This is a genomic window from Rhizobium sp. H4, assembly GCF_003013335.1.
In the GTDB taxonomy this organism is placed as follows: domain Bacteria; phylum Pseudomonadota; class Alphaproteobacteria; order Rhizobiales; family Rhizobiaceae; genus Rhizobium; species Rhizobium sophoriradicis.
This window is the reverse complement of sequence record NZ_PSOW01000019.1, coordinates 85,847-109,530: the sequence shown is the minus strand read 5'-3', so window position 1 is coordinate 109,530 and position 23,684 is coordinate 85,847. Positions and strand designations below refer to the sequence as shown.

The following is a 23,684-nucleotide window of genomic DNA, read 5'->3' as shown; positions in this document are numbered from 1 at the left end:
CCTCTCATGGACAAAAGCTGGGATAGGGGCGAAGAGCCGTCAGATCGTCGGCCGCGCGCTGCCGGAGCGCGGCGAGCGATCTCGCCAGGCAGAAGCATGACAGCAGGCCGGTCAGCGCCGAGGCCAGGAACATGGCTGCGAGCAGGCCGGAGAAGCCGAAGAAGGGCGGCAGGAGCGCGAGCAGCGGAAAGAGAAGATACCCATTCTGCGCCAGGCCGACGGCAAGTGCGGCTTTCGGCCTGCCCTGAGCCTGGAAGAGGATCAGCACGGTCTGCCGCAGGCCGAACAGCAGGAAGGGAAGATGGGTTGCAATGATTGCCTGGCCGGCGATCGTAAGCACTGAAGCTTCGTCGGTGAAGAACGCGGCAAGGCGCACGGAAAAGATGATCGCTGCCAGCCCGTAGACGCCGCCGAGGACGCTCGTAACCACGGAAAGCATGCGGGCTGCCGCCAGGACCCGGGATATATCTTCGCGGCCCCAGGCAAAGCTCAGGATGGACTGCGCTCCGAGCGAAATGCCGATGACCGGGAGTGCGCCGACCGCAAGCAGCCGCAAGGCGATGCCGACCCCAGCGATACCGTCTTCACCGTGATAGGTGCCGGCGACCGAAAGCATCAGGGCAATCGCGCCAGCCGTTGCGAGGCTCGTCAGCGTCGTCGGTGCGCCCACCGCAAGGACCGGTTTGAGGTGCCTGACATCGGCGAAGCGCCAGGAGAACGTCAGCCGGATCGTCCCGAGACGTCTTGCGTGGTAGGCGCCGTAGATTGAGAGCGCCACGAGCTGGGAGAGAATGGTTGCCATCGCCACGCCCTGCAGGCCGAGGCCGAAGCCGAAGATCATGATCGGGTCGAGGATGATGTTCAGCGCGAAGCAGGCGACCAGTGTCCACATGCTGAAGCGGGCATTGCCCTCGGCGATCGCCAGGAAATCGAGAATGATCTGCGCCATCGTCAGTGGTATCGAGACCGCGATGATGAGGAGATAATGCTGCGCGAGCGGCTCAATCGCGGACGTGGCGCCGAACAGCAGGACAGAGGGAAAGGCGACGATCGCAATCGCGCTCGCCGCGCCGAAGGCGATGCCGGCAGCAAGGCTGACCGAGGCAAGGGTGCTGGCTCTCGACCGGTTGCCGGCGCCGAGCGCGCGCCCGACCTCGGTCGCCACGCCGACGCCGATGCCTTCGCCGAAAGCGGCGACGAGCATCAGGATCGGCAGCACGATCATGATCGCGGCGATCTGGTCTTCGCCGATCATCCCGACGAAGACCATGTTGATCGTGTGATGCGCGGCGTTGATCGACAGGCCGAACATGGCCGGCAGCCCGAGCCTCAGCAGCAGCCTGAACAGCTGCGGACTGGCAAGATCCTCCGGCGCAAGCCGCCGCTTCCGCAGGCTGCCGCTCATCTCGCTCATGTCGTTCATGATGCGGGCACCCAGAGATGATCGCCGAAGAAGCGCTCGCGGGTCAGCATGACGAGAAGCGCCCGCTTATGCGGAAAATCGAAATGTTTGATCTTGGCGAAGCCCGAGCGGTCGAGATTGCGGATCTGCTGCTCGTGGCTGGCGCGCGGCTCGCCGACGATGCGCTGCGTGCGGGGATCGTCGAGGAAGATGAAATGCATCAACGAAGGCAGCCAGGCGCTGATCCATTTCTTGCCGCGATAATCCGCCTCGCCGATCGCCACATGCCAGCCGCGATCGTAATCGTCGGCGTCATAGAACGGGCCAAGCCGGTTCTCCTTGGCCCAATAGACTTCGAAATAGCCGAAAGGGATATCGGCGAAACTGCCGATCAGCGGCAGCACATGCGGATCGGCGAGCCGTTCTTCGAGGATCTCGCGGTGTTTTTCGAGCGAGCCCGAATCCTCCCAGATCGTGTTGACCTGCTCATCGTTCATCCAGCGGTGGAAGGCTGCAAGATCGGTCTCGGGATCGGCCACGCGGAAGGTGATGTCCCGCTCCAGCCAGGGGATGAAGCGGCGATAGACCGTTCCCTTCGGCTTTGCCGGCCGGCGCGGATGATAGCGGCCGGCGGTCATCTCACGTACCGGCGGCAGCGGATAGGTTAGCTGCTGCAGCCACAGCGACGGCCATTGCCAGAGGATCGCGGAATCGAGCTTTCCCGCACTCGAAATATGCCTGGGAAGGCTTGCCTGATGGCCTTGGAAGACAACCGACGTGATCGAGCGATCCTCCGCCGTCACCGCTTCGGCGGCAGCCATTAGAAGCTCCGCCGATTGCGGCGGCTCGCCGTGGTAGAAGGTGAGCGTTGCGACGCCGGCCTCGACCTCGAAGGCGGCTTCGTGCTGTCCGTGCGCGGTCTTCAGGTGGACGATGTTGGGGGCGAGCCTGATGTAGCTCCGCGACTGCAGAGCCCGCCTTTGTTTGGCGGCGTCGAAATCCATGATGTTCTCCTTGATCGACAGGGCTTTTCACGCTGCGAGCATGAAGCCCGCTCCTGTGTCGATTTGGTAGAATGACGATCCGTCTCCGGCCGGATTTAGGGTTTCGCAAAGAAAAAAATTCTCATCAATTTTCTAAACTGCAACCTGCACGATCCGTCATTTGCGCATGACGTCAATCTCAGCAGGAGCTTCGAATGGACAATCTTGAGCCCCGCGACGATCTCTGGATCGTCGTCATCGACACCGAGCACCACTACTCGGTCTGGCCGCAGGACAAGCGGATTCCGGTGAGCTGGGAGGCCGCGGGCTTTGCCGGTTCGCGCCAGGAATGCCTGGCCCATATCCGCGAGATCTGGACCGATCCCCGCCCACTCTCCCTGCGCTCGGCAATGGCCGCTGACGCACGTCTCTGAAACCGTCTGGATGGCAAGATGAACAAGCAGATCACCAATTTCGCCGATGCTCGCCCGACCGACGCAGTGGACGCCGTCTTCGAGAGTTTTCCGCTGACGATCGCGCAGAAGCGCATCTGGTCGCTGGAGCAGATCGGCAACTACACCGTCTTTCCCGACCAGGTCATCGGGCTGCGGTTCAATGCCGCGATCGAGGTCGAGACGATTGCCAGCGCCTGCCGGGCGCTTGTGGCGCAGAATCCGTCGCTCGCCTTCCGTTTCCGCCGGCTGGCGGGCGGCCGCATCGAGCAATATCGCGGCGCATCGAACGCGGTGCCGGTCGAGATGCTCGGCAATGACGGAGTGGTTCTTTCCGAGCCTGATGCCTTGGCCGCACGGAAAGCTTTCCGCGACAAGCGCTTCGATCTCTTGGAAGGCCCCGGTACACGCATCCAGATCATCCGGCTTGCCGAGGGGCAATCGCTGCTGACGATCGTGCTGCATCCAATCATCTGCGACGACCGGGAAAAATCCGCCCTGGCGGGCTCGCTCGCGCGCATTCTCGATGGTGAACCGGCCGGCGAGATGCATCCGGTGGAAATCGCCGCCGGGGCGCAGGAGGCCGATTGGCTGGAGACGGATGAGGCGCGGCAAGCGCTTGCCTATTGGTGCGATGCGATCGGTCTCGACTATGCGGCCTCGACCTTCCCGACCCGGTTCAACAGCGGCGGGCTGGCAGGAGTAGCGCGCGCCGAGCATCGGTTTTCGATCGAGCCCGACCTCTGGGGCACACTCGAACGGCATGCGGGGCACAAGGGCGTTCAGGTCGATCGCGTGCTTCACGCCGCCTTCTGCGCGCTGCTGGCGCGCTACAGCGGCAACTACGCCTTGCTGACCGGCCTCCTCGTCGCGCGGCCCCGCAACGAACATCTCGCCAGCCGCGGCCGCGCCGAGCAGGTTCTGCCCCTCGTGCTTTCGCTGACCTCCAGGCACTCGCTCGACGACGTCGTCGCGACGATCTCGTCAGTGACGGAGGAGGGGCTTGCCCGCCTTCTGCCGCTGGAGCGCATCACGCAGGAACTGGTGGTCGACGAGGCCGCCGCCCAGGAGGCCGTGGTCAAGGCCTTGTTCGAATTCCGCGAACCTTATCCCGATCCCAGGCAGGCGACGAACCTGGAACCCTCAGGCGCACGCGCCGACAGCGAGCTTTCCCTCGTCGTCGAGGCTCGCACGGATGGCGGCGCGTACGGGTTGATCGACTACGCCGGCGATCTCTATGACGGCGCCCTGATTGCCCGTGTCTCCAGGCATTTTTGCCTGGTGCTGGAGCAGATCGTCGCCAAGCCGGATCTCAGGGTCAAGGATATCGAGCTGATGGGCAGCGACGAGCTCGACTGGCTGTCGGCGCCCTATGAGGATGACGTCGTCAACGACGACAGGCCGGTGCACGAGCTGATCTCGGCCCATTCGCGCCGCACGCCTGAGAAGACCGCGATCGTCTATGGCGACGAGGAGTGGAGCCATGGCTGGCTGGAGGCGAGCACCAACCGCCTCGGGCATCGGCTGCGGCAGCTCGGCGTTCGCGCCGAAGTGACGGTCGCCATCTTCATCAAGCGCTCGCCGGAAGCAATCGTCGGCATCCTCGCGACCTTGAAGGCCGGCGGTGCCTATATTCCGGTCGAGCCCGACCACCCGCCGGCGCGCAACCACCACATCCTGCGCGATGGCGGCGTGAAAATTATCCTGACCCATAGCTGGCTGCGCCACCGCCTGCCGGAGGAGCTCGACGCGACTGTCCTCGAACTCGACAAGCTCGATCTCGACGGCGAGCCGGATACGCCGCTCTATGTTCCCACGCACAAGGACCAGCTCGCCTATGTCATGTACACCTCAGGCTCGACGGGATTGCCGAAAGGGGTCGCCGTCGAGCACGGGCCGCTGACGCACCATCTGCAGAATACCTCGCGCGTTTATGGCATGAGCTCGGAATCGCGCGAGCTGCCCTTCCTGCCCTTCAGTTCGGACGGCGGCCATGAGCGGTGGATGAACCCGCTGATGGAAGGCGGCAGCATCATCCTTCCGGACCAGCCGTTGTGGACGCCGGAGGAGACGCTGACGGCGATGCGCAAGCATGGCGCCAACAATGCGAGCATCCCCACAACCTATCTACAGCAGCTGGCGGAATGGGCCGACATCACCGACGGCGCGCCGCCGATGCGCCTCTATTCCTTCGGCGGCGAGGGGCTGGCGCAATCGACCTTCGATCTTCTGTCGCGGGCGCTGAAATCGGAGTGGCTGATCAACGGCTATGGTCCCACGGAAACGATCATGACGCCGATGGTCTGGAAGGTGAGGGCCGGCACGAAGTTCCAGGGCGTCTATGCGCCGCTCGGCCGCGCGGTCGGACTGCGGCGCGTCTATGTGCTCGATCCCGATCTCAACCTGTGCCCGATCGGCGTGACCGGCGAACTCTATATCGGCGGCGAAGGCATTGCGCGCGGTTATCTCGGCAAAGCATATACGACGGCGGACCGTTTCATCCCCGACCCGTTCTCCAAGGAGGGCGGCCGGCTTTATCGCTCCGGCGACCTGACGCGTTGGCGTGAGGATGGAACCGTCGAATTCGTCGGCCGCGTCGACCATCAGGTGAAGCTGCGCGGCTACCGCATCGAGCTCGGCGAGATCGAAGCCGCACTGCTCCAGCAGCCCGGTGTCGGCGAAGCCCTGGTCGTGCTGCGCGATGACGATGCCGGCGGCGAAAAGGCGCTGGTTGCCTATGTCGTTCCGAAGAAGGATGAGAGGCTTGACGTCGAGACGGTCCGTGCCGGCCTCGAACGCAGCCTGCCATCCTATATGGTGCCGGCCGCCGTGGTCGAACTCGAGAAGATGCCGACCAATCCGAACAGCAAGCTCGATCGCTTCGCGCTGCCAGCGCCCCAGCCGGTCAAACGCGCCATCATCGAGCCGGCGACTGCGCTCGAAGAAGAAGTGCTGGATGTCTGGCGCCAAATTCTCAAGCTGGAAGCGATCAGCGTCGAGGACAATTTCTTCACGATCGGCGGGAATTCGCTGGGCGCGATCCGCATCCTTTCGCTGCTCCGGCAGCGCCGGCCGAAGGTGCCGCTGACCGTCGCCGATATCTTCAACAACCCGACCATTCGCGCCTTCGCCGGGGTGATGGAGCAGGGGGAGGAGCGCGATCTCTCCGAGGTGATCGTGCTGCGCGCCTCCGGCGCCAAGCCGCGGCTCTATTGCTTCCCGGGGCTTCTGGTCAGCACCCGCGAATATGTGAAGCTCGTCGATTATCTCGGCGCCGACCAGCCGGCGACCGGCTTCATTTGCCATTCGCTGTCTGAGAAGAAGGAAGTCGGCGCGCCGATCGAAGAGATCATCGAGAGCTATGTCGATTATATCAGGACGCATAGCAAAGGCGCGCCCTGCTATTTCCTCGGCTGGTCCTGGGGCGGGCTTCTCGCCTATGAGGCCGCCCGTACCCTCGGCAATGAGGTCGACGTCAGGATGATGGCGATGGTCGACGTTTGCGACCTCGGCTCGGAATTCGCGATCGGCGCCAAGCCCCGCTTCCGCCTCGGCGAGCGCGACGCGCTGCATCGAGACGTGCAGGCATGGCTGCAGAAAACGGCGATGCGCCCCGAATGGGACCGGCTGCTTTCGACGATGGATGCGGATACTTACGAGCAGTTCCTGCGTTTCGTCGGCGACGAGAAGGATCCGCTTCCGACCGACGGTCCCGACATCAGCAGCCGCGAACATACGTTCTGGGTGCTGATCGACAATGCTCTGATCTTCCGCAAGCATCGGCTCGTTCCCCACGACGTGCCGATCTATCCCTGGGCGGCCGACGACAGCCTCAACCGCGGCCTCAACCTGATCGATTGGCGCCGCCTGTCGCCGCGGGCGCGGGCGGCCGAAATCATCACCGGCACCAACCATCTGCACATGATCGGGTCTCCCGCCTTTCACTCAAGGCTTGCCCTGCGTCTCAAGGAAACAGAGAAGGATAACGCATGACCGTCGCTTTTACCCGCAGGGATGCCCTTAACGAGCCGCTCGATCTTGCCGGCATCGGCATCGGTCCTTCCAATCTGAGCCTTGCCTGCCTGCTGGAATCCGTGCCCGAAGTGCGCAGCCGCTTCTTCGAGCGCCGAGCCTCGTTCGACTGGCATCCCGGCATGATGATGCCCGGCGTCGAGCTGCAATCATCCTTCCTGAAGGACCTCGTCACCCCGGTCCTGCCGACGAGTCGCTGGTCCTTCGTCTCCTATCTGGTGGCGCATAAGAGGCTCTATGCCTTCCTGAACGCCAATTACGAGGCCGTTCCCCGGCAGGAATTTGCGCGCTATCTCGCCTGGGTCGCGAACGGCGTTGACGGCCTGCGTTACGGAACTGACATTCGCGATGTCGAGCACCGCGACAACAGTTTCGTTCTGCGCTTCGACAACGGCCAGGAAGAAGCGAAGAACCTGGTGATCGGCACGGGATCTTCGCCCTTCGTGCCCGATTGGGCGAAACCCTTCCTTGGATCCGATTGCTTCCACAACAGCGAGGCCAAGTCGCGTCTCAAGGATCTTCGCGCCGCCCGCATCGTCGTGGTCGGCGGCGGCCAGAGCGGCGGCGAGGTGGTCGAAGCGCTGCTTGGGGATGCCAGCTCGATGAAGGAGCTGACCTGGATCAGCCGGCGCCACAATTTCGAGCCGATCAACGACACGCCGTTTTCGAACCAGGTCTTCTCGCCGGAATATGTGCAGGCCTATCTGAAGCTCAGCGGCGAGCAGAAGCAGGCGGCGCTGAAGAACTCGATCCTGACCAGCGACGGCCTGTCGATTTCGACGATCCACTCGATCTACCGCCGCCTCTACGCGCTGCGTTATCTCGATCAGAGCACGCTGAACGCATCTCTGTCGCCGAACCGCGACGTGATCCAGATGGAGCGGAACGGCAATGCCTATCGGCTGATCGTCCGCAACCACTTCGACGGCGGGATCGAGGTGCTGCATGCCGATGCGGTGGTGCTGGCAACCGGCTACAGGTTCCGATTGCCGGATGCGCTCGGCTCGCTCAGCGAAAGGATCAGCCTCGACAGAAACGGCTATCCCACCCTGAACGACGACTACACGATGCAGTGGACTGGCCCGAGGACAAACCGGCTGTTTGCGCAAAACGCCGGCCGATACTCGCACGGCATCGCCGACTCTCAGCTCAGCCTGATGGCCTGGCGCAGTGCCAAGATCGTCAACGCGCTTCTCGGCCGCCAGCATTTCGATGCCGAGCCCGACAATGCGCAGCTGGTCTGGGCGACGGAGGCCGCTTCCGCCATACCGCATCAGCTCCGCGCCGGCTATTCGGACGGCATGCTCTCGTCCTGAAACATCCGGACGTGAATGCCGGGAGGCCCTGATTGGGAGCGGACGGCCAGCGCGACGACGTGCTGGCCGCCGTTCCTGATCAGCCGGTGATGCCATTGCCGGTTCGGTTCGCCGCTTTGAACCATGACAGGGATGCCGTCCTGCCAGGAAAAGGCGACGCTGCGGGGATCTTTGCGCAGGCCCACCCCGAGCGCCTTGAGATGGCTCTCCTTGAGCGTCCAAAGTGCAATGGCCGCACGCGGCCCTTCGCCCGCAGGCAATTGATCGAGCCAACGCCGTTCGTCCGGACTGCAATAGCTCTCCAACGCCGCCGCTTCGATTTCGGCGTCGGCGCGTTCACAGTCGATGCCGATGCGCTCGCATCCTGAAGCGATCGCGACCGCCACCAGCCCGTCGGCATTGGAAAGGCTGAATTGCAGCCCATTATGATCCGCGACCTCCAGCTTACCGTATGCGTCCGCCACCAACACGAGCTTGTCAGGCGGAGTTTGCGTATGCACGCCCAGCCGTTGCCGCAGCAGATACCGGCCGGCAATGAACGAGGTCCGGTCCCGTTCGAACCGGTAGGCCGTGGCGCGCTCCAGCTCATTCGATGAAAGAGACCGCATCCAGCGCTTCTCATCGCCTTCGTTCTCGGGGTATTGCCAGAGCGCGACATCGATGGCGGCCGCTTGATTGTCTGTTTGCTGCATCAGGCCAGTATGCGTACCGCGGACCGATTGGCAATCGCCGCGGGATCTACTCCGCGGCTTCGATGAAGCGGTGGCGTTCGTAGAGGAACTTGAGCACGGCCTCGCGGCATTTGAGATATGTCCGGTCGGAGGCGAGCTCGATGCGATTGCGGGGACGGGGCATAGTCACGTCGAGGACTTCGCCGATGCGGGCCGCCGGGCCGTTGGTCATCATCACGATGCGGTCGGAGAGCAGCACCGCTTCGTCGACATCATGGGTGATCATCACCATCGTGTTGCCAAGCCGGGCGTGAATTTCCATCACCGCATCCTGAAGATGGGCGCGCGTTAGCGCATCGAGCGCACCGAAGGGCTCATCGAGGAGCAGGATCTTCGGCTCCATGGCAAGCGCGCGCGCAATGCCGACGCGCTGCTTCATGCCTCCCGATATTTCCGCGGGCCGCTTGTCCCTGGCATGCGCCATCTGCACGAGGTCGAGATTGGCCATGACCCAGTCATGCCGCTCGGCCTTGGTCTTCGTTCGTCCGAAGACCTTGGAGACGGCGAGATTCACGTTCTCATAGACCGTCAGCCAGGGCAGGAGCGAATGGTTCTGGAAGACGACGGCGCGTTCCGGGCCTGGCTCGTTGACTTCGCGATTTTCCAGGAGCACGGCGCCTGAAGAAACCGGGGTCAGGCCGGCGATGAGATTGAGCAGGGTGGATTTGCCGCAGCCGGAATGGCCGATGATCGAGACGAATTCGCCCTCGGATATCGTCAGGTTGATATCCTTCAGGACTTCGGCGCGCACGCCGCCGCGGTCGAAATGTTTGTCGATATGATCGAGCTTGAGATAGGCGTTCATCAGAATAGTCCTCAGTTGGCCATGGCGCCGCGGGTGACGAGTTTGCCGAGCGCGGCTACCAGCTTGTCGAGAGCAAAACCGACGATGCCGATATAGGCGAGCGCGACGATGATGTCCGAAAGGCGGGACGAGTTCCACGCGTCCCAGATGAAGAAGCCGATGCCGACGCCGCCGGTCAGCATTTCAGCCGCGACGATGGCGAGCCAGGAGAGGCCGACGCCGATCCTGAGGCCGGTGAAGATGTAAGGAGCTGCCGACGGCAGCATGATCTTCCAGAAGAATTCGAGCTGGTTGAGCCGCAGCACCTCGGCGACGTTGCGATAATCCTGCGGAATATTGCGGACGCCGACGGCGGTGTTGATGATGACAGGCCAGATTGAGGTGATGAAGATGACGAAGATCGCCGAAGGATTGGAATCCTGGAAGGCGGCGAGCGACAGCGGCAGCCAGGCGAGCGGCGGCACCGTGCGCAGCACCTGGAAAATCGGATCGAGGCCGCGCATCGCCCAGACCGATTGGCCGATGATCGCCCCGATGATGACGCCGGCGATCGCGGCGAGGCCGAAGCCGTAGGCGACGCGCTGCAGCGAGACCAGCACCCGCCAGCCGAGCCCGATATCCTGGGAGCCGTAGTTGAAGAACGGGTAGGCGATGAGGTCGTAGCTATCCTGCCAGACCTGATGCGGCGCCGGCAGAGAGGCATCCGCCGATGAACAGAGCGCCTGCCAGAGGAGGAGGACGAGCGCCAGCACGACGGCCGGTGGAACGACGTTGTGAAGTGCGGTCAGCGCCGCACGGCGAACATCGATCCGCGATCCTTGTTTGCCGGAGAATGACAGAATCTTCGCCGCCGGCTTGGCGGAGGCGACGATCGAGGGAGTTTCTTTATTTGCCAGGGCGGACATCAGCGCGCTCCTCACGGGAATGGAAGGCCGGCGCGCCGCGCGCGCCGGAGGTGGGATCAGGAGACGGCCTTGATCGAAAGGCTGTCGAGATAGGCGGAGGGATTTTCAGGATCGAAGACCTTGCCGTCGAAAAAGGTCTCCTTGCCGCGCGACGAGGAGGCGGGAATGTCGGCTGCCGCGACGCCCAGATCCTTGGCGGCCTCGCGCCAGATGTCCTCGCGGTTCACCTGATTGACCAGCGCCTTGATGTCGGTCGTACCAGGGAGATTTCCCCAGCGGACATTTTCGGTCATGAACCAGGTGTCGTGGCTTTTGAACGGATAGGAGGCGCCGTCCTTCCAGAATTTCATATAGAGGTCGGTGGCCTTGGCCTCGCGGCCGTTGCCGTAGTTGATGTCGCCCTTGAGGCGGCCGAGCACGTCCTTGGTCGGAACGTTGAACCATTGGCGCTTGCCGAGGATCTCTGCCATCTCCGCCTTGTTGTCCATGCTTTCGCACCATTGCTGCGCCTCCATGACGGCCATCAGCAGGGCCTTGGCGGCGTTCGGGTTCTTTTCGATCCACTCGGCGCGCAACCCGAGCGCCTTTTCGGGATGGCCCTTCCAGAGCTCGCCGGTGGTCGCCGCGGTGAAGCCGATGCCCTGGTTGACGAGTTGCTCGTTCCACGGCTCGCCCACACAGAAGACATCCATGTTGCCGACTTTCATGTTGGCGACCATCTGCGGCGGCGGCACGACGATTGTGGAAACGTCCTTGTTCGGATCGATGCCGCCGGCGGCGAGCCAATAGCGGATCCAGAGGTCGTGGGTGCCGCCCGGGAAGGTCATGGCGGCCTTGATCTCCTTGCCTTCCGCCTTCTTTTTCTCGAAGGCAGCCTTCAGCTTGGAGGCATCGAGCTGCACGCCGGTTTCGGCATATTCCTTGGCGACGGAAATGCCCTGGCTGTCGAGATTGAGCCGGGCAAGGATTGCCATCGGCACCGGCTTGTTGTTCTGCGTCACCTTGCCTGTCTGCATGAGGTAGGGGAGCGGCGAGAGAATGTGAGCGCCGTCGATGCCGTTGGCCGCGCCGCCGAGCACCAGATTGTCCCGGGTGGCACCCCAGGAGGCCTGTTTGGCGACATCCGTTTCCGGCAGGCCGTGCTTGTCGAAAAAGCCCTTTTCCTTGGCGATGATGAGCGGCGCGGAATCGGTGAGAGCGATGAAGCCGAGCTTGACGCCTTTCACTTCAGGGCCCGCTCCGGCGGCGAAGGCGCCGGAGGGAAAGGCGGTCTTGACGGCGCCGATAAGGGCGGCCGCCGCCGTCGTCTTGAGCATGCTGCGGCGGGTGATGCCGCTTGTCGAAATCCCAGTCGTCGAAATCTTTTTCATTTGCAGGTTCCCCTCTGCTTGGTGAATTCGGACGCAAAAAAAACGCCGCCGGTATCTGCGTTCGGGGTGGGAAATCCCGGACAGCAAAAACCTTGCGACGTCGGTGTCGAAGTCGGCGCCTAAGCCGCGCCTCTCTGCCTCAGTCGCCGTTGACCGGGCGTTTGAGAACCTGCAATCAGCGTGCCAGTTCCAGAGGATGGCCGGTAACAGCAGGAAGCGAAACAAGAAAACCGGAAATTTCGGAAGTGATTATTTGTTGTGCACATGTCGAATGTGATTACGAATTGTGCTGCTGCGAATGCGGGGCGCACCCGCGGAGCGCCATATTTGTGCAGTGCACATAAAATGGCCACGCGGATTTAGGCCCTGCGACCCCATAGAAGGCTGCACGCTCGCGTTCAACGGTTGAAGGTGTTAAGCGGGCTGGTTGCATTCCCATGCTCTCCCTCTGGCGAATCGCGACGCAGTGGCAGTCCGAAGGCGCCCGTCTCGCGGATCTCCACGCACGGTGAAGTCGTAATTCTTTATATATTCCAGTAACTTTGAGGGGAGCTGGCCTTCGGAATGATCGCGGAAGTAAATGCGACGACCAGCGATTTCGAGACCTGAACGAATCTCTCTGTTTAGTTAATACTAAATTATCGAATCCGATGGGAAATTTTGCCTTAACCGGCAGCGACCGTCCCAAGAGGAGACCCGCATGAAGCGCCCGAGTATCAAGCAAGCCCTCATCTTAAAGCTATCCATCATCAGCATGTTCATAGTTGGTCTGTCCTACGTCTCGCTGGACACCATTTCCTCGCTTCGCGCAAATGCCGAACAGGTCGGTACCTTCTGGGTGCATCGGCTGGTGACGGCGCGTGAAATCAAAGCCAACTTTCTTGATCTGAAACTTGCCCACACCCGGTATTTGCTCGAAGACACGGTGGAAAACGACAGAACCGGAAAGCAGGCGATCGCGGCCGCTGCCGCGGGGCTCGAGACGGCTGTTGGCGAATACGACAAGGGCGTGCGCACCGAGCGCGGACGCCAGCTCATTAATCAGATAAAGCCCGAACTCGAAAAATACCGCGCGTTGGCAGAGGAAATGACAGCGCTCGAAGATAGCGGCAAGACAGCCGAGGCAGTCCGGCTTTTTAAGGAAAAGATGGTGCCGCAGGCCGAACTGGTGAACAATGGGGTGGCGGATCTGGTGGCATTCATTCTCAGCCAGACCGAAAGCTTTGTCGCGGCAAGCGATGCCGATGCGAAGTCCGCTTTCATAATGACGGCCGCGATCGCCTCTCTCGCCTTGCTGGTCGCTCTGGCGGGGATCGTTTTCGCGATTTCCGGCATTGCCCACCCGATCCGCAATACGGCGTCCGCCATGAAGCGGTTGTCGGCGGGCGATCTCGACAGCGATATTCCCTATGCCGGCCGCGCCGACGAAATCGGCGAAATGGCCGGGGCGGTCGAAGTGTTTCGTCAGAATGCTCTCAACGTCGTCAGGCTTGAGAGGGAGGCTGCCGAATCCCGCAGTGAGGGCGAGGCGGCGCGCGCCGCAGCCCAGCAGCGCGCCGAGCGCGAAGCCGAACAGTTGCGCTTTGCGACCACGACCTTGGGCGGAGGTCTGCGCCGCCTTGCCGCTGGCGACATATCCTTTCAGCTCTCGGAGCGATTTGCCGCTGAATACGAATCATTGCGCGACGATTTCAATATTTCGCTGCGGCAATTGGGCGCGACGATCGGCGCGGTGCTGCAGACGGTTCACAGCATAGACAATGGCACCGGTGAAATAGCATCCGGTGCCCAGGACTTGTCGAAACGCACTGAACAACAGGCTGCTTCGCTCGAGGAAACCGCAGCCGCGTTGGACGAGATTACCTCGAATGTCGCGATGGCGTCGAAGCGCACCGAGGAGGCGCGCACTATATCCGCAGAAGCCAATGTCAGCGCCCAGCGCTCGGCAACAGTCGTGTCGGAGGCCGAGCAGGCCATGCGACGCATCGAGGACAGTTCGCAGCAGATTTCCAACATTATTGGCGTCATCGATGAAATTGCTTTCCAGACGAACCTCCTGGCGCTCAACGCCGGTGTCGAGGCGGCGCGAGCCGGTGAGGCAGGAAAAGGTTTCGCGGTGGTCGCACAAGAAGTCCGCGAACTCGCGCAGCGTGCCGCGCAAGCGGCCAAGGAAATCAAAGGTCTTATTCAGAATTCATCGACTGAAGTCCAACATGGGGTGAAACTGGTTCTCGAAACCGGGACGTCACTGAAATCGATCGGCGAACGCGTTGCCGAGATCAACCGAGCCATGGACGCGATCGCCACCTCGGCGCGCGAGCAGGCGACCGGGCTTTCCGAGATCAACACGGCTATCAATCAAATGGATCAGGCAACCCAGCAGAATGCGGCAATGGTCGAGCAGTCCACGGCCGCCGCCTCTTCGCTAGCTTCCGAAGCAAGCCGCCTGCGCGAGTTGGTTAATCAGTTCCAATTGGATGGTGACAGAGGCCCTGTGAATGCCCAGTACAACACGCGCTCCTTGGAAAGCAGCATGCCATCGCAGGTGGTCGCTTTGCGGCCCGCGATGCAGAGGTAAATTGCGGCCGTCTTCAATCTCGCAGCCTGCAGGCAGAGATTCCCGCTGACGAGAAGAGCTGGCCGCAGCTTCGGTCGAGGAAACGGTGCGGTTGCGCTTGCCGGGACTTATCAGCAAAATCGACGCTTGTTCGGCAATGGCCGGTGAGCGGAGACATGATGAACGACACGGTCGTCCTTTTTCACGGTATTGCCCGAACGAAAAAAAGCATGGAGAAGCTCGCCGGCTTCTTGTCCGGACATGGCTACCGCGTCGTGAATGTCGCCTACCCCTCCACCAAATTTTCGCTGGAGGATCTCGTTGGCCTCATCCGCCCGCAGATCGACGACGCTGCGACAAACGCCGGCGAAGGGCGTATCCATCTTCTCGGCTATTCGATGGGTGGGCTGGTTATCCGCGCTCTTCTCAAGGATTATCGTCCCGCCAATCTGGGTAGAGTGATCATGGTCGGAACGCCGAACAACGGCAGTGAGGTCGCCGACTTCCTGAAGGGCTGGTTCTTGTACCGGAAGCTCTATGGACCGGCCGGGCAGCAGCTGATTACGGATCAAAGGACAATGATCGGTCTCTTCGGCGCGGTGGATTACGAACTTGGCATCATCGCCGGGAATCGCACGATTGATCCGGTTTCTTCGCTTATTGTCGGTCTTGGGGTTCCGAACGACGGAAAGGTTTCGGTCGACAGCACGCGTCTCGACGGAGCGACGGCTCATATCGTCTTGCCGGCAAACCATACATTTTTCCCGGTGAACAAGGTAATGTGGCGCCAAGCCTTGTCGTTTCTCAAGGACGGCCGGTTCTTGAGCTGACATGGAACCAGATCTGCGATTGGTCAGATTGACGCCAACGGACTGCTCTCGATTAGCACTCTTTAAAATGTTCAATGCGACATTCGGGCGAACGAAATAGCGAGATCGCCTTGAGCAACAAACTATCCAGGACAAATGTCGAGCTTGAGAACCTGCTTCGCCAGCTTGGACTGGCCCTTGAAGCGTCCGGGGTCGGGATCTGGCAGCACAACATCGCAAAAAACCAGACGAGATGGGATGAACAGCTCAAATCGATCTATGGGGTTCCGAAAGCGCCGCTCGACGTGATCTGGCTCGACAGTATCCACCCCGACGACCTGGTGGCGACAAACGAAATATTTCTGCGCGCGATCGAAACCAGATCGGATTATGCATCCGAGTTTCGCATTATTCGGCCGGATGGAGCGACCCGCTATCTGCGTTCGCGTGCTCGTTATTTCATCGATGCGGCCGGCGATCCATGCTTTGTGGGCGCCGAATGGGATGTGACGGACGATGTGCTTCTCAACAAGGAGCTGGAGAGGAGCCGGGCGGAGGCGCGGTTCGCGGCCGATCACGATCACCTCACCGGCCTGTTGAATCGGCGCAGCTTCGATTTCGCCCTGTCCGAACTTGCCAGACAGGAGAGCGTCAAGGTTGCGCTTCTTCATATAGACGTGGACCATTTCAAGGAGATCAATGACCGCTTCGGACATGCGGTCGGCGACCTCGTTCTCTGTCACGTCAGCAAAATCCTGCTAGAGGCCATTTCCGCTGGTGACGTGGCGGCACGGCTCGGCGGCGATGAGTTCGCTGTCGTCATCACCGAGGACGAGTGTGACAAAACGATTGCGGTGCTCGATCAGATTCAGAGACGTCTGGAAAGCCCGCTTCCTGTCGGCGGTCAGACGCTCATCGTGCGGTGTTCGATCGGCGTTGCGAGCGCCATGAGCGCCGATTTCGCAAGGCTGCTCTCCCAATCCGATCTGGCGCTGTACCACGCCAAACGCAACGGCCGGAATCGGGCCGAGATTTTTTCCCACGAAATGGCGTCGACCCTGGCGAACGAAAGGCAGCTCGCCCAGGATCTGCGGTCCGGGCTGGCGCTCGGCCAGATCCGCCCGTTCTACCAGGTGCAGGTCGACGCCAGATCTTTCCGAGTGAATGGTGTCGAAGCTCTGGCGCGGTGGCATCATCCCACCCGAGGAATTCTCGCCCCGGCGCATTTCCTGTCCATCGCCTCGTCGAATGGATTGGTCGCAGAGCTTGACGATGTCGTTCTGAAGGCTGTTCTGTCGGACATAAAATCCTCCGCTTCCCCGCTCAAAGGCATCCGGGTGTCCGTCAATCTATCCGCCGATCGTCTCGACGATCCCGAGCTGACGGCGAAGCTCGACGGCTATGACATCCCGCCCGGCCGGTTAAGTTTTGAGCTGATAGAGACGATATTCCTGGACAGCATGAGTGACCAGGTGCGGCAGAACATCCAGGCGATCAAGTCTTTCGGCATCGACATCGAGATCGACGACCTCGGCTCGGGTCACGCCTCCCTGTTGGGCCTGCTCGAGCTGCGGCCGGATCGCGTCAAGATCGATCGCCAGCTTGTGACGCCGATCCTGCAATCGGTGCCCAGCCGTCGGCTGGTCGGCTCATTGGTCGACATAGCGCGGGCGCTGGATATGGAAGTGATTGCCGAAGGCGTGGAAACGCTCGAGCACGCCAACGTGCTTGCCGCGCTCGGTGTCCACACCCTCCAGGGCTATGCGTTCGGACGACCGCAGTCGTTTGCCGATCTGTCGGCGCGTTTAGAGCAGGAGATATTCGATTGCGAGCGGGCCGAAATTGTTGGGGCCGGTCGATAACGAATGGTTCTGCGCTTTCCTTAAAAGCTGACTCGCTCTAGCTTGCTTTAACTTGCTTTCCAGTTCGCATTATCGGGGATTGACCGCTGAGGCACGACGACCTGGATGATGGACGGACTGTTCAGGTTTTCTTTGGCGCCGCTTATGGCATCCTCGAGTTCGCCATAGGTGTCCACTTTCCAGCCCCGGCAGCCAAAGACCTCTGCCAACTTGCTGTAATTCCATCGGTGCAGGATGCATGAGTTGTAGAACGGCTTGTCACCATGGAAAACCGATGCATCGGCAAGCCATTGCTCGACGCCATAGATGCCGTTGTCCATCACGAAAATGATCGGGTTGAGATTGAAACGGGTTTGTGTCGAGAGGCATTGAGCGGTCATCTGAAACCCGCCATCCCCGGCAAAGACCAGCAGCCTCTGGTTAGCTTGCTTCGCCAGCGAAACTCCGGTCGCGGCCGGGCCGATATAACCGATCGCCGAATAGGATGATTGGACGATGAAGCCGCGGCGAGCCCCCACTTCAAGAAGCAGGCTGCCGAAATAATTCAGACTGGCATCGGCACCAACGATGGTATTTTCGTCGATCTGCTGCTGAATGAGATCGTAGAAACCCTGATAGGTAATTTCGCCTGCCGGATTCACGACCGGCGCTTGCCGGGCCGTTTTCGCCGGAAGGCTTTGGGCTTTGCATGTCAGCCTTTTGTCGATCAAGCCGTTGACGAGATCCGCCAACGAAACCTGTGCGTTGAAGATCGTGCCGTATTTCACTGTATCCCAGGAGGCGAATGCGGTCTTAGCAACATCGATAGGCCAGCCCAAATCGTTGATATCAGTCAACCAGACGCCCAGCGCCAATACGAAGTCGGAGTCTTTGACGAAAGACTGGACATAGGGTGATGATGATTGGCCATCGAACACCCCGGCAAATTGGACATCGTCTTCCGACAGGATGGCTTTGCTCAAAAGCTCGGTCACGTAGGGAATTTTGAGGTCCCGAATGAGCCGCTCCGCCTGGTCGTGGAGGCCGAACCGGTCGATCTCGACACCGATCCAGATCAGCGGTTTGGTGGCATTCTGCAATCTTTCGCTGATTCGCGCGATCGACTGATTGAGACTGTCCTCGTCGGATATGTCAGGCGCCGCTCTTAATGCAGTCGACGGGCGCGCGCATTCCAGGTCGACCATATCCTCCAGCAACTCGATATAAACAGGACGTCTTTCCGTGATGCACTGTGTCAGCGCATAATCTATCAGCATTGGCGCAAGATGAGGGCTGTCGATGCGGACGGTAGCGGCGGTTATGTATTCGAACACCTGACGATCCGTTTCCCGCCCGCTGATGAAGTGGTGCGAACTGTAGCCGGTTTGTTCGAATGTCAGCGTTTTCTGGATGCTTGGCGCACCGTTGATCAGGACGACCGGCACTTTCTCGACGTAAGATCCGGCGATCGCATTTGTTGCGCAAAGCGAGCCTGCGGAATAGGTGACGCACAGCGCACCAATTCCTTTCAGTCTCGCATAGCCGTCGGCCGCATAACCGGCATTCAGTTCATTCACCTCTTCGATGACCTGAATATCGCTTTTTTCGACATAGCTGTTCACCCATTCGATCGAATAATCGCCCGCCACGGAAAACAGGTGCCCCAGGCCTAGTTCGCGAAGTCTATCGACCAGATATTGCCCAACCGTGTATGTATCGCCCATGTTCCAACGGCTCCCCTGTTGACGAGAATTGACGAATATTAGAACTCGCTCGCGTTATCGAATAAGCGCGGTATGTATATGTCGAATATTCCGGGGCATTTTCGTTCGGGAAATCTTTCCAGCAGGAAGCGCTTGAAAGCATCATTGGTGAGTCCGTTGCCGGCGGCCTCCATGGCGACGGACAAATACTCTATATTTTTGGCAACCTCGTTTTTGTCAGCCGGAAAGCCGTGACCGGGAAGGAACAGCTCATAGTCGGACAGCAGCATGCCCTGCAAAATCCCGATCCAATGCTCCATATATTTCGTCAGATAAAGGTGCGTTCCGCTGTAGATCAGGTCTTGCGCAATAAAAACGCCGACATCAGGAAGACCTATGGTGAGGAGAAAATCGATCTCCGTATCAACGACTTCATCAAATACGTATTTGACACCGTCGATGATCTCGTGGCCGGCACGGACGGTTTTTTCGGGAATTACCAAGCTCGTCGGAGCGAGGTTGCCCAGTTTCCAATGGTCATTCAGGGAATCCTGCCCATGCTGCCTCAGGAACTCCTTCGTTTCCGACAGTGCATGAATCGGAATGTCGCTGAATGCGGCTCCCAGGCCGAACCAATGGTCGGGGTGCCTGTGCGACAGGTAAATCCGGTCGATCTCCTTGCCGATACTGTCGGCATAGGCCCTGAATTGCAGCGCATAGGGAACGAGGAATTGCCCATCGACAAGAACAAGCTTGTTCCTGCTCTCGATGATGTGCGTCGCATTGGCGATATTGTCATCCGTGAAAGCCGAAATGAAAGTATGAATACGGACATCGCCTGCTCGCCTGACGATTTTAATGGGCTCCGGCAATTGGGCCACCATCGGTATCTCCCTGTTTGAAGGTCGTTGACTGAGGTTTGACGTTCACCCGGGCATGGCGGAGATTTGATTCCCCAGCATTCGCCGGCTGTTTCCAACATTTGCGCGCCGGAGCGCCATCACGGATGAGATCGACGACCGTGGGACGCGATCTTTTCCTCCAATGTCCTCAGGGCGGTGCGCGCAACGTCGTAGGCGCTGTCGACATCAGCCTCGGGCGCGTCCTCGCCGGGCCGCCAGAAGCGTCTGCGCGTCATTCGCATCGAGCTCTCGAAGGGGGGAATCGCGTTGAAGACTTCGACGAGATAAGGGCCGGAATAGACCGGTACGATTTCGTCCAGCATGATCTCCCAGGGAATCCAGCTATCGCTGACAGCGCCCCGGTCCGGCGCTGAGATATGAACGTAATTCAGCCGGCTCTGCTGTGCTGCCCGGGCGACATTTTTCCTGAAGATTGCCGGCCCCTGGCTTTCCATCACGACCTGGGCTGTATCGATCGTGACGCCACAGACCGGAATGTCGGCGCTTTCGAGAAAATCCAGCGCTTCCGAGACCATTGTCGGCCCGGGCGTTTCCCAATTCTTGACGGGTTCGATGGCGAGCTTCACCCGCTTCTCGGCGGAATATTGCGCCAATTCTCGGAAGATGGAGGCCGCCGCCGCGTATCGCGGCTTCATCCAATCCTGAAGCGCGTCGCTCCATATCCCTTCACCGTCATCCGTCAGCGGAAAGATGCCATAGGGGTAAAGGAACGGCCCTGACATGATCGTATTCTCGCCGCCCAGCACCGAGGTGATGTCGACGCGGGACTTGAGATAGGACAATGCCTGCTTACGCTGTTCCTCGTAGGGCGAGGTCGGATCGAAGCTTCGCGTGGTCCCCACATTGGTTGTGAACTTCACATCCCGGAAGCCGGCCCGATCGAACGCTCGTCTGAGGCTGATATAGCTTTCGACCTCAGCGTGATGATCGGCATGGGCCGGTCCTGGGGCGATATGCACATCGAAGCCGGTGTAGCCGATCTCGGTGAGAGCTTCCAGATGTCTGACGAGAACCTGGGTATAGGCAGCGTCATTCGGCCTCAAGTCCGCTGTAAACATAAAGAAGCTGAAATATATATCTCGCCTGCGTGCCTCTTCCATCTTCATCACTCCAGCTGTGGCTATCCAGTAATGCGTGGTTCAGGGTGATGTCTCGCCCGGCATTGTGATGAGGCGAGATCCGTCCCCGCCTCCTTCACATTGTCATCGGGGCGAAACAAACGGTCCGCGCCGGGCTACCATCCAAGCAGCTTGCGCAGATATTCGCGGCCCATTTTCGCGTATTGCAGCGGATTGGCCTTGGCCGGGTCCTGCTCTGCCTCGATGCAGATCCAACCGGCGAAATCCGCCTCGGCCAACGCATCGAGGATTTCCGGAAAGGTTTCTATGGAGCCGTCGCCCGGCACGGTGAAGATCCCCGCCTCGATCCCTTGCTGAAAGGACAATTCTCTGTTGTGAATGTTCTTAACCACCTCGGCGCGAATGTCTTTCAGGTGAACATGCTTGATGCGGTGGGCGTATTTTCTGGCCAGCGCCAGCGGATCGACGCCGGCGGCCGCCTGGTGCGCGGTATCGAGAAGCATGTTGACCAGGCGAGGATCCGTCTCGTCCATGAGCCGGTGGATCGCTTCCGTCTTCATCACCCCGGTTCCGAGATGCGGGTGATAGCAGAGCCGGCGGTTGCGGGCCCTGGCCTTCTCTCCGGCTGCGTGCAGGCCTTCGATCAGCTGTTTCCACTGGTCCTCGGAGAATTCGGGGCAATTGGGAAACAGGGCGACCGGAAGCGGATTGACCGCTCCGCCAAATTCGGCGACGACGAGATCGGCCCTGCGCGGATCGTCGCTGCCGCCTTCCATGGCTTCGAGGAAGTCGAGCTGAGCATCGACGCTTTCAAGCGTGTGACGATTCATCGCCTTGATGGTGAAGTAAGTGCTCACCCAAGGCTCCGAAATCCGCAATCCCCTGAGTTCGAGGACGGGGCGCAAGATTTTCGGATCCGTCGGATATTTATGGCCGACGCCGCACCCGACATAGCCGGCGAGCGCCATTTCACTCAGAGCCTGCTCGTAGGGGATGCCGATGTCGATATTGATGAAATCGTCATTCCACCAGAGCGTGGGGATGACGCCGAGCCAGACCTTAGCGGGCGTCAATCGATGCAGATAATTCGTCATGGCGTTGATCCAGTTCTTTGAAGACAAGCGGAAGTGGCGTCAGGTCAGGTTTTGGAACGGGGGCCGGAGCCGGAATTTTCGGTGGAAAGGCCCAGGAGCCGAAACCCTGCCCCTTGGCGCCCGCAGGGTGAGCTCCGATCGCCTTCCAGAGCAGACCCTCGATATAGGCATCGGGAGAAACGACGAAGGTGGTATTCGCAGGCCTGGGGCCAAAGCGCTCCGTCCAAGCGGAGGGCAGCTCGAACCAAGTGCCGGAATACCAGAGCTTGATCAGCGCGCGGGCGACGTCTCCGAGCAATTCATTGCCGAGGATGGTCGTGCGCAGGGCGTGGATACGGGCCTCACTTTCCGGCGGTGGCAAGGCGGTGAAAGCGGCCAGCAGCGCGTCGGTGATCTCGCTGCCGACCACCGTGTCGAGCGTGGCGAGATAGCGTTCTGCCAGGCCGGTTCCCAACAGATCGAAGTAGGAGAAGGCCGTCAATTCGACGGAAAGGCCCAGAAAGGGCTCGAAACGGCTGCTCATGCGTTCACCTCCGCCTGCCGGGTGACGGCTGGCTGTCTGATGCCGCCGGGGATCTCATAGGTGGGGCTGCCGTTCTTGCCGGGATGCCCCGGCAGCGGATTGCGGATGAGTTCGAGGATCATGTTGCGGAATTCGAACATCATCGGAACGGCTTCCAGCAGCAGGTTTGGCTGGCCGTTATAGGCACGCGTCAAAAGCTGGAGAAATTCGCCATAGCGGGTGTTGAAGGCGATCGCCGCCTCACGCAGTTCCGAACCTTCGTGTATATCTTTTACTTTCAGGTTCTCTTTTATGGGATAGGCGCCCTCCCAATCGACCTGCAGGTGCGGACCTGTGGGCTGGCCGGGCTGGTCGCCCTTCTGGTAGTAGCGGCCTTTGACCAGCTCCTCGAAACGATAGTAATGGGCCAGTTCGTGGTCGTCACCGTCGTAGATACCGCCGCCGTCGCCCTCACCCTGTTCGATGATGAGCTCGATGGCTTCCTGGGCGCTTTTCAGATCGGTGACGGGAAACAGCTCGCCGCCGCCGGAGTAATAATATTCCGAAGTGATCTGGCGCGACCTGTCGCCGGTAAAGATGGTTGTGCCCGCCCCATGCGCTTCGGCTTCCAGATATTTGATGCCTTCCGCAATGGCCGAGTAGAACTCGCCGATACTGTAGAAATGGAGGTCCTCATGCCTCGGATGGCTGGCAAGCGCGGTGATATCGGCGGGAGTTTTGCGGTACATCAGGCCCTTGCCGACGAGATGTTCAGGACGCTGGGCCGGCCGCTCGATTTTCAGGAAAGTCGCCAGCGCCTCACGGCCGAATGCCTGGATACCGACCCTGAAATCGGTCTCACCGTCCGGCAGGGCGGCCGGATAGCTGGCGACGAAGTCCGGCCTGACAAGATCCGGCTTACCGCCGATGGCATTGAGAATATTGGCCGCGATCGTCAGATGCAGCATTTCTTCCACGACGATTACGCGCAGAACCTGGGTCGCGTCCTGGTTGATGCTGGGCTTGATCGAGTAAAGCGCCGTCAGATACGGAGGAATCGTCGCATGTTCGAGCTGCATCGCCCGGTAGAGAAACTCTTTCAGCTCATCGAGCGTCTTGATGCTATAGGAATCCATGCTCATGCTCCGTGAAAGATAAAATGGGTGCACCTGCCGGCTTC

At 60.4% G+C, this 23,684-nt stretch carries 18 protein-coding genes; 6 read left to right on the top strand and 12 right to left on the bottom strand.

Annotation, left to right across the window (positions count from 1 at the left end; all coding sequences use genetic code 11):
• Positions 1–4 precede the first annotated feature (4 nt).
• Positions 5–1,423, bottom strand: coding sequence for an MATE family efflux transporter (locus tag C4N04_RS25940; protein WP_106797377.1), 1,419 nt, complete (start codon positions 1,421–1,423; stop codon positions 5–7).
• Positions 1,420–2,406, bottom strand: a complete 987-nt coding sequence (locus C4N04_RS25935; RefSeq protein WP_106797376.1) for a GNAT family N-acetyltransferase — start codon at positions 2,404–2,406, stop codon at positions 1,420–1,422. The genes C4N04_RS25940 and C4N04_RS25935 overlap by 4 nt, the downstream gene beginning before the upstream one ends.
• Before the next feature lie 194 nt (positions 2,407–2,600).
• Between C4N04_RS25935 and C4N04_RS25930 the strand changes: the two genes are divergently transcribed.
• The 3 genes from C4N04_RS25930 to C4N04_RS25920 are packed head-to-tail and all read left to right on the top strand — an operon-like array spanning position 2,601 to position 8,185.
• On the top strand, positions 2,601–2,819 hold the full coding sequence (locus C4N04_RS25930) for an MbtH family NRPS accessory protein (protein ID WP_040112391.1): 219 nt from the start codon (positions 2,601–2,603) through the stop codon (positions 2,817–2,819).
• A gap of 18 nt (positions 2,820–2,837) precedes the next feature.
• A complete protein-coding gene (locus C4N04_RS25925) occupies positions 2,838–6,830 on the top strand; it encodes a non-ribosomal peptide synthetase (RefSeq protein ID WP_106797375.1) in 3,993 nt (1,330 codons plus the stop codon).
• Positions 6,827–8,185 carry a SidA/IucD/PvdA family monooxygenase gene (locus C4N04_RS25920; protein WP_106797374.1) on the top strand — a complete coding sequence of 453 codons (1,359 nt, stop codon included), beginning with the start codon at positions 6,827–6,829 and terminating at the stop codon, positions 8,183–8,185. Before C4N04_RS25925 ends, C4N04_RS25920 begins: the two co-directional genes overlap by 4 nt.
• On the opposite strand, the gene C4N04_RS25915 is transcribed toward C4N04_RS25920, so the two are convergent.
• The 4 genes from C4N04_RS25915 to C4N04_RS25900 are packed head-to-tail and all read right to left on the bottom strand — an operon-like array spanning position 8,158 to position 11,996.
• Positions 8,158–8,877 carry a 4'-phosphopantetheinyl transferase superfamily protein gene (locus C4N04_RS25915; RefSeq protein ID WP_106797373.1) on the bottom strand — a complete coding sequence of 240 codons (720 nt, stop codon included), beginning with the start codon at positions 8,875–8,877 and terminating at the stop codon, positions 8,158–8,160. The two genes, C4N04_RS25920 and C4N04_RS25915, sit on opposite strands and share 28 nt — an antisense overlap.
• 46 nt (positions 8,878–8,923) lie before the next feature.
• A complete protein-coding gene (locus C4N04_RS25910) occupies positions 8,924–9,721 on the bottom strand; it encodes an ABC transporter ATP-binding protein (RefSeq protein WP_106797372.1) in 798 nt (265 codons plus the stop codon).
• Between the two features lie 11 nt (positions 9,722–9,732).
• The gene (gene ntrB / locus C4N04_RS25905) at positions 9,733–10,626 is read right to left on the bottom strand and encodes a nitrate ABC transporter permease (protein WP_106797371.1); all 894 of its coding nucleotides are present in this window, start codon (positions 10,624–10,626) and stop codon (positions 9,733–9,735) included.
• A gap of 56 nt (positions 10,627–10,682) precedes the next feature.
• Positions 10,683–11,996 carry a CmpA/NrtA family ABC transporter substrate-binding protein gene (locus C4N04_RS25900; RefSeq protein ID WP_096764129.1) on the bottom strand — a complete coding sequence of 438 codons (1,314 nt, stop codon included), beginning with the start codon at positions 11,994–11,996 and terminating at the stop codon, positions 10,683–10,685.
• A gap of 700 nt (positions 11,997–12,696) precedes the next feature.
• On the opposite strand from C4N04_RS25900, the gene C4N04_RS25895 reads away from it, so the two are divergent.
• The 3 genes from C4N04_RS25895 (at position 12,697) to C4N04_RS25885 (ending at position 17,224) form a co-directional block, all read left to right on the top strand.
• Positions 12,697–14,574 (top strand): HAMP domain-containing methyl-accepting chemotaxis protein, encoded by a 1,878-nt coding sequence (locus C4N04_RS25895; protein ID WP_040142129.1) that lies wholly within the window; start codon positions 12,697–12,699, stop codon positions 14,572–14,574.
• Positions 14,575–14,732: 158 nt separating this feature from the next.
• Entirely contained in the window at positions 14,733–15,383 is a 651-nt protein-coding gene (locus C4N04_RS25890; RefSeq protein ID WP_096764130.1) for an alpha/beta fold hydrolase, read from the top strand.
• Between the two features lie 74 nt (positions 15,384–15,457).
• Complete coding sequence (locus C4N04_RS25885; RefSeq protein ID WP_096764131.1) at positions 15,458–17,224, top strand: EAL domain-containing protein; 1,767 nt, start codon at positions 15,458–15,460, stop codon at positions 17,222–17,224.
• A gap of 47 nt (positions 17,225–17,271) precedes the next feature.
• On the opposite strand, the gene C4N04_RS25880 is transcribed toward C4N04_RS25885, so the two are convergent.
• The 6 genes from C4N04_RS25880 to C4N04_RS25855 form a co-directional block, all read right to left on the bottom strand.
• A complete protein-coding gene (locus tag C4N04_RS25880; RefSeq protein WP_106797370.1) occupies positions 17,272–18,927 on the bottom strand; it encodes a thiamine pyrophosphate-dependent enzyme in 1,656 nt (551 codons plus the stop codon).
• A gap of 38 nt (positions 18,928–18,965) precedes the next feature.
• Positions 18,966–19,790: an MBL fold metallo-hydrolase gene (locus C4N04_RS25875; protein ID WP_040142125.1), complete on the bottom strand. Its 825-nt coding sequence runs from the start codon at positions 19,788–19,790 to the stop codon at positions 18,966–18,968.
• Between the two features lie 116 nt (positions 19,791–19,906).
• Positions 19,907–20,935 (bottom strand): sugar phosphate isomerase/epimerase, encoded by a 1,029-nt coding sequence (locus tag C4N04_RS25870; protein ID WP_179363883.1) that lies wholly within the window; start codon positions 20,933–20,935, stop codon positions 19,907–19,909.
• 128 nt (positions 20,936–21,063) lie between these two features.
• Entirely contained in the window at positions 21,064–22,002 is a 939-nt protein-coding gene (iolE, locus tag C4N04_RS25865) for a myo-inosose-2 dehydratase (RefSeq protein ID WP_040142123.1), read from the bottom strand.
• Positions 21,968–22,525 (bottom strand): hypothetical protein, encoded by a 558-nt coding sequence (locus tag C4N04_RS25860; protein WP_009991346.1) that lies wholly within the window; start codon positions 22,523–22,525, stop codon positions 21,968–21,970. Before C4N04_RS25860 ends, iolE begins: the two co-directional genes overlap by 35 nt.
• Positions 22,522–23,640: a ferritin-like protein gene (locus C4N04_RS25855; protein ID WP_077988975.1), complete on the bottom strand. Its 1,119-nt coding sequence runs from the start codon at positions 23,638–23,640 to the stop codon at positions 22,522–22,524. Before C4N04_RS25855 ends, C4N04_RS25860 begins: the two co-directional genes overlap by 4 nt.
• Between the last annotated feature and the right edge of the window lie 44 nt (positions 23,641–23,684).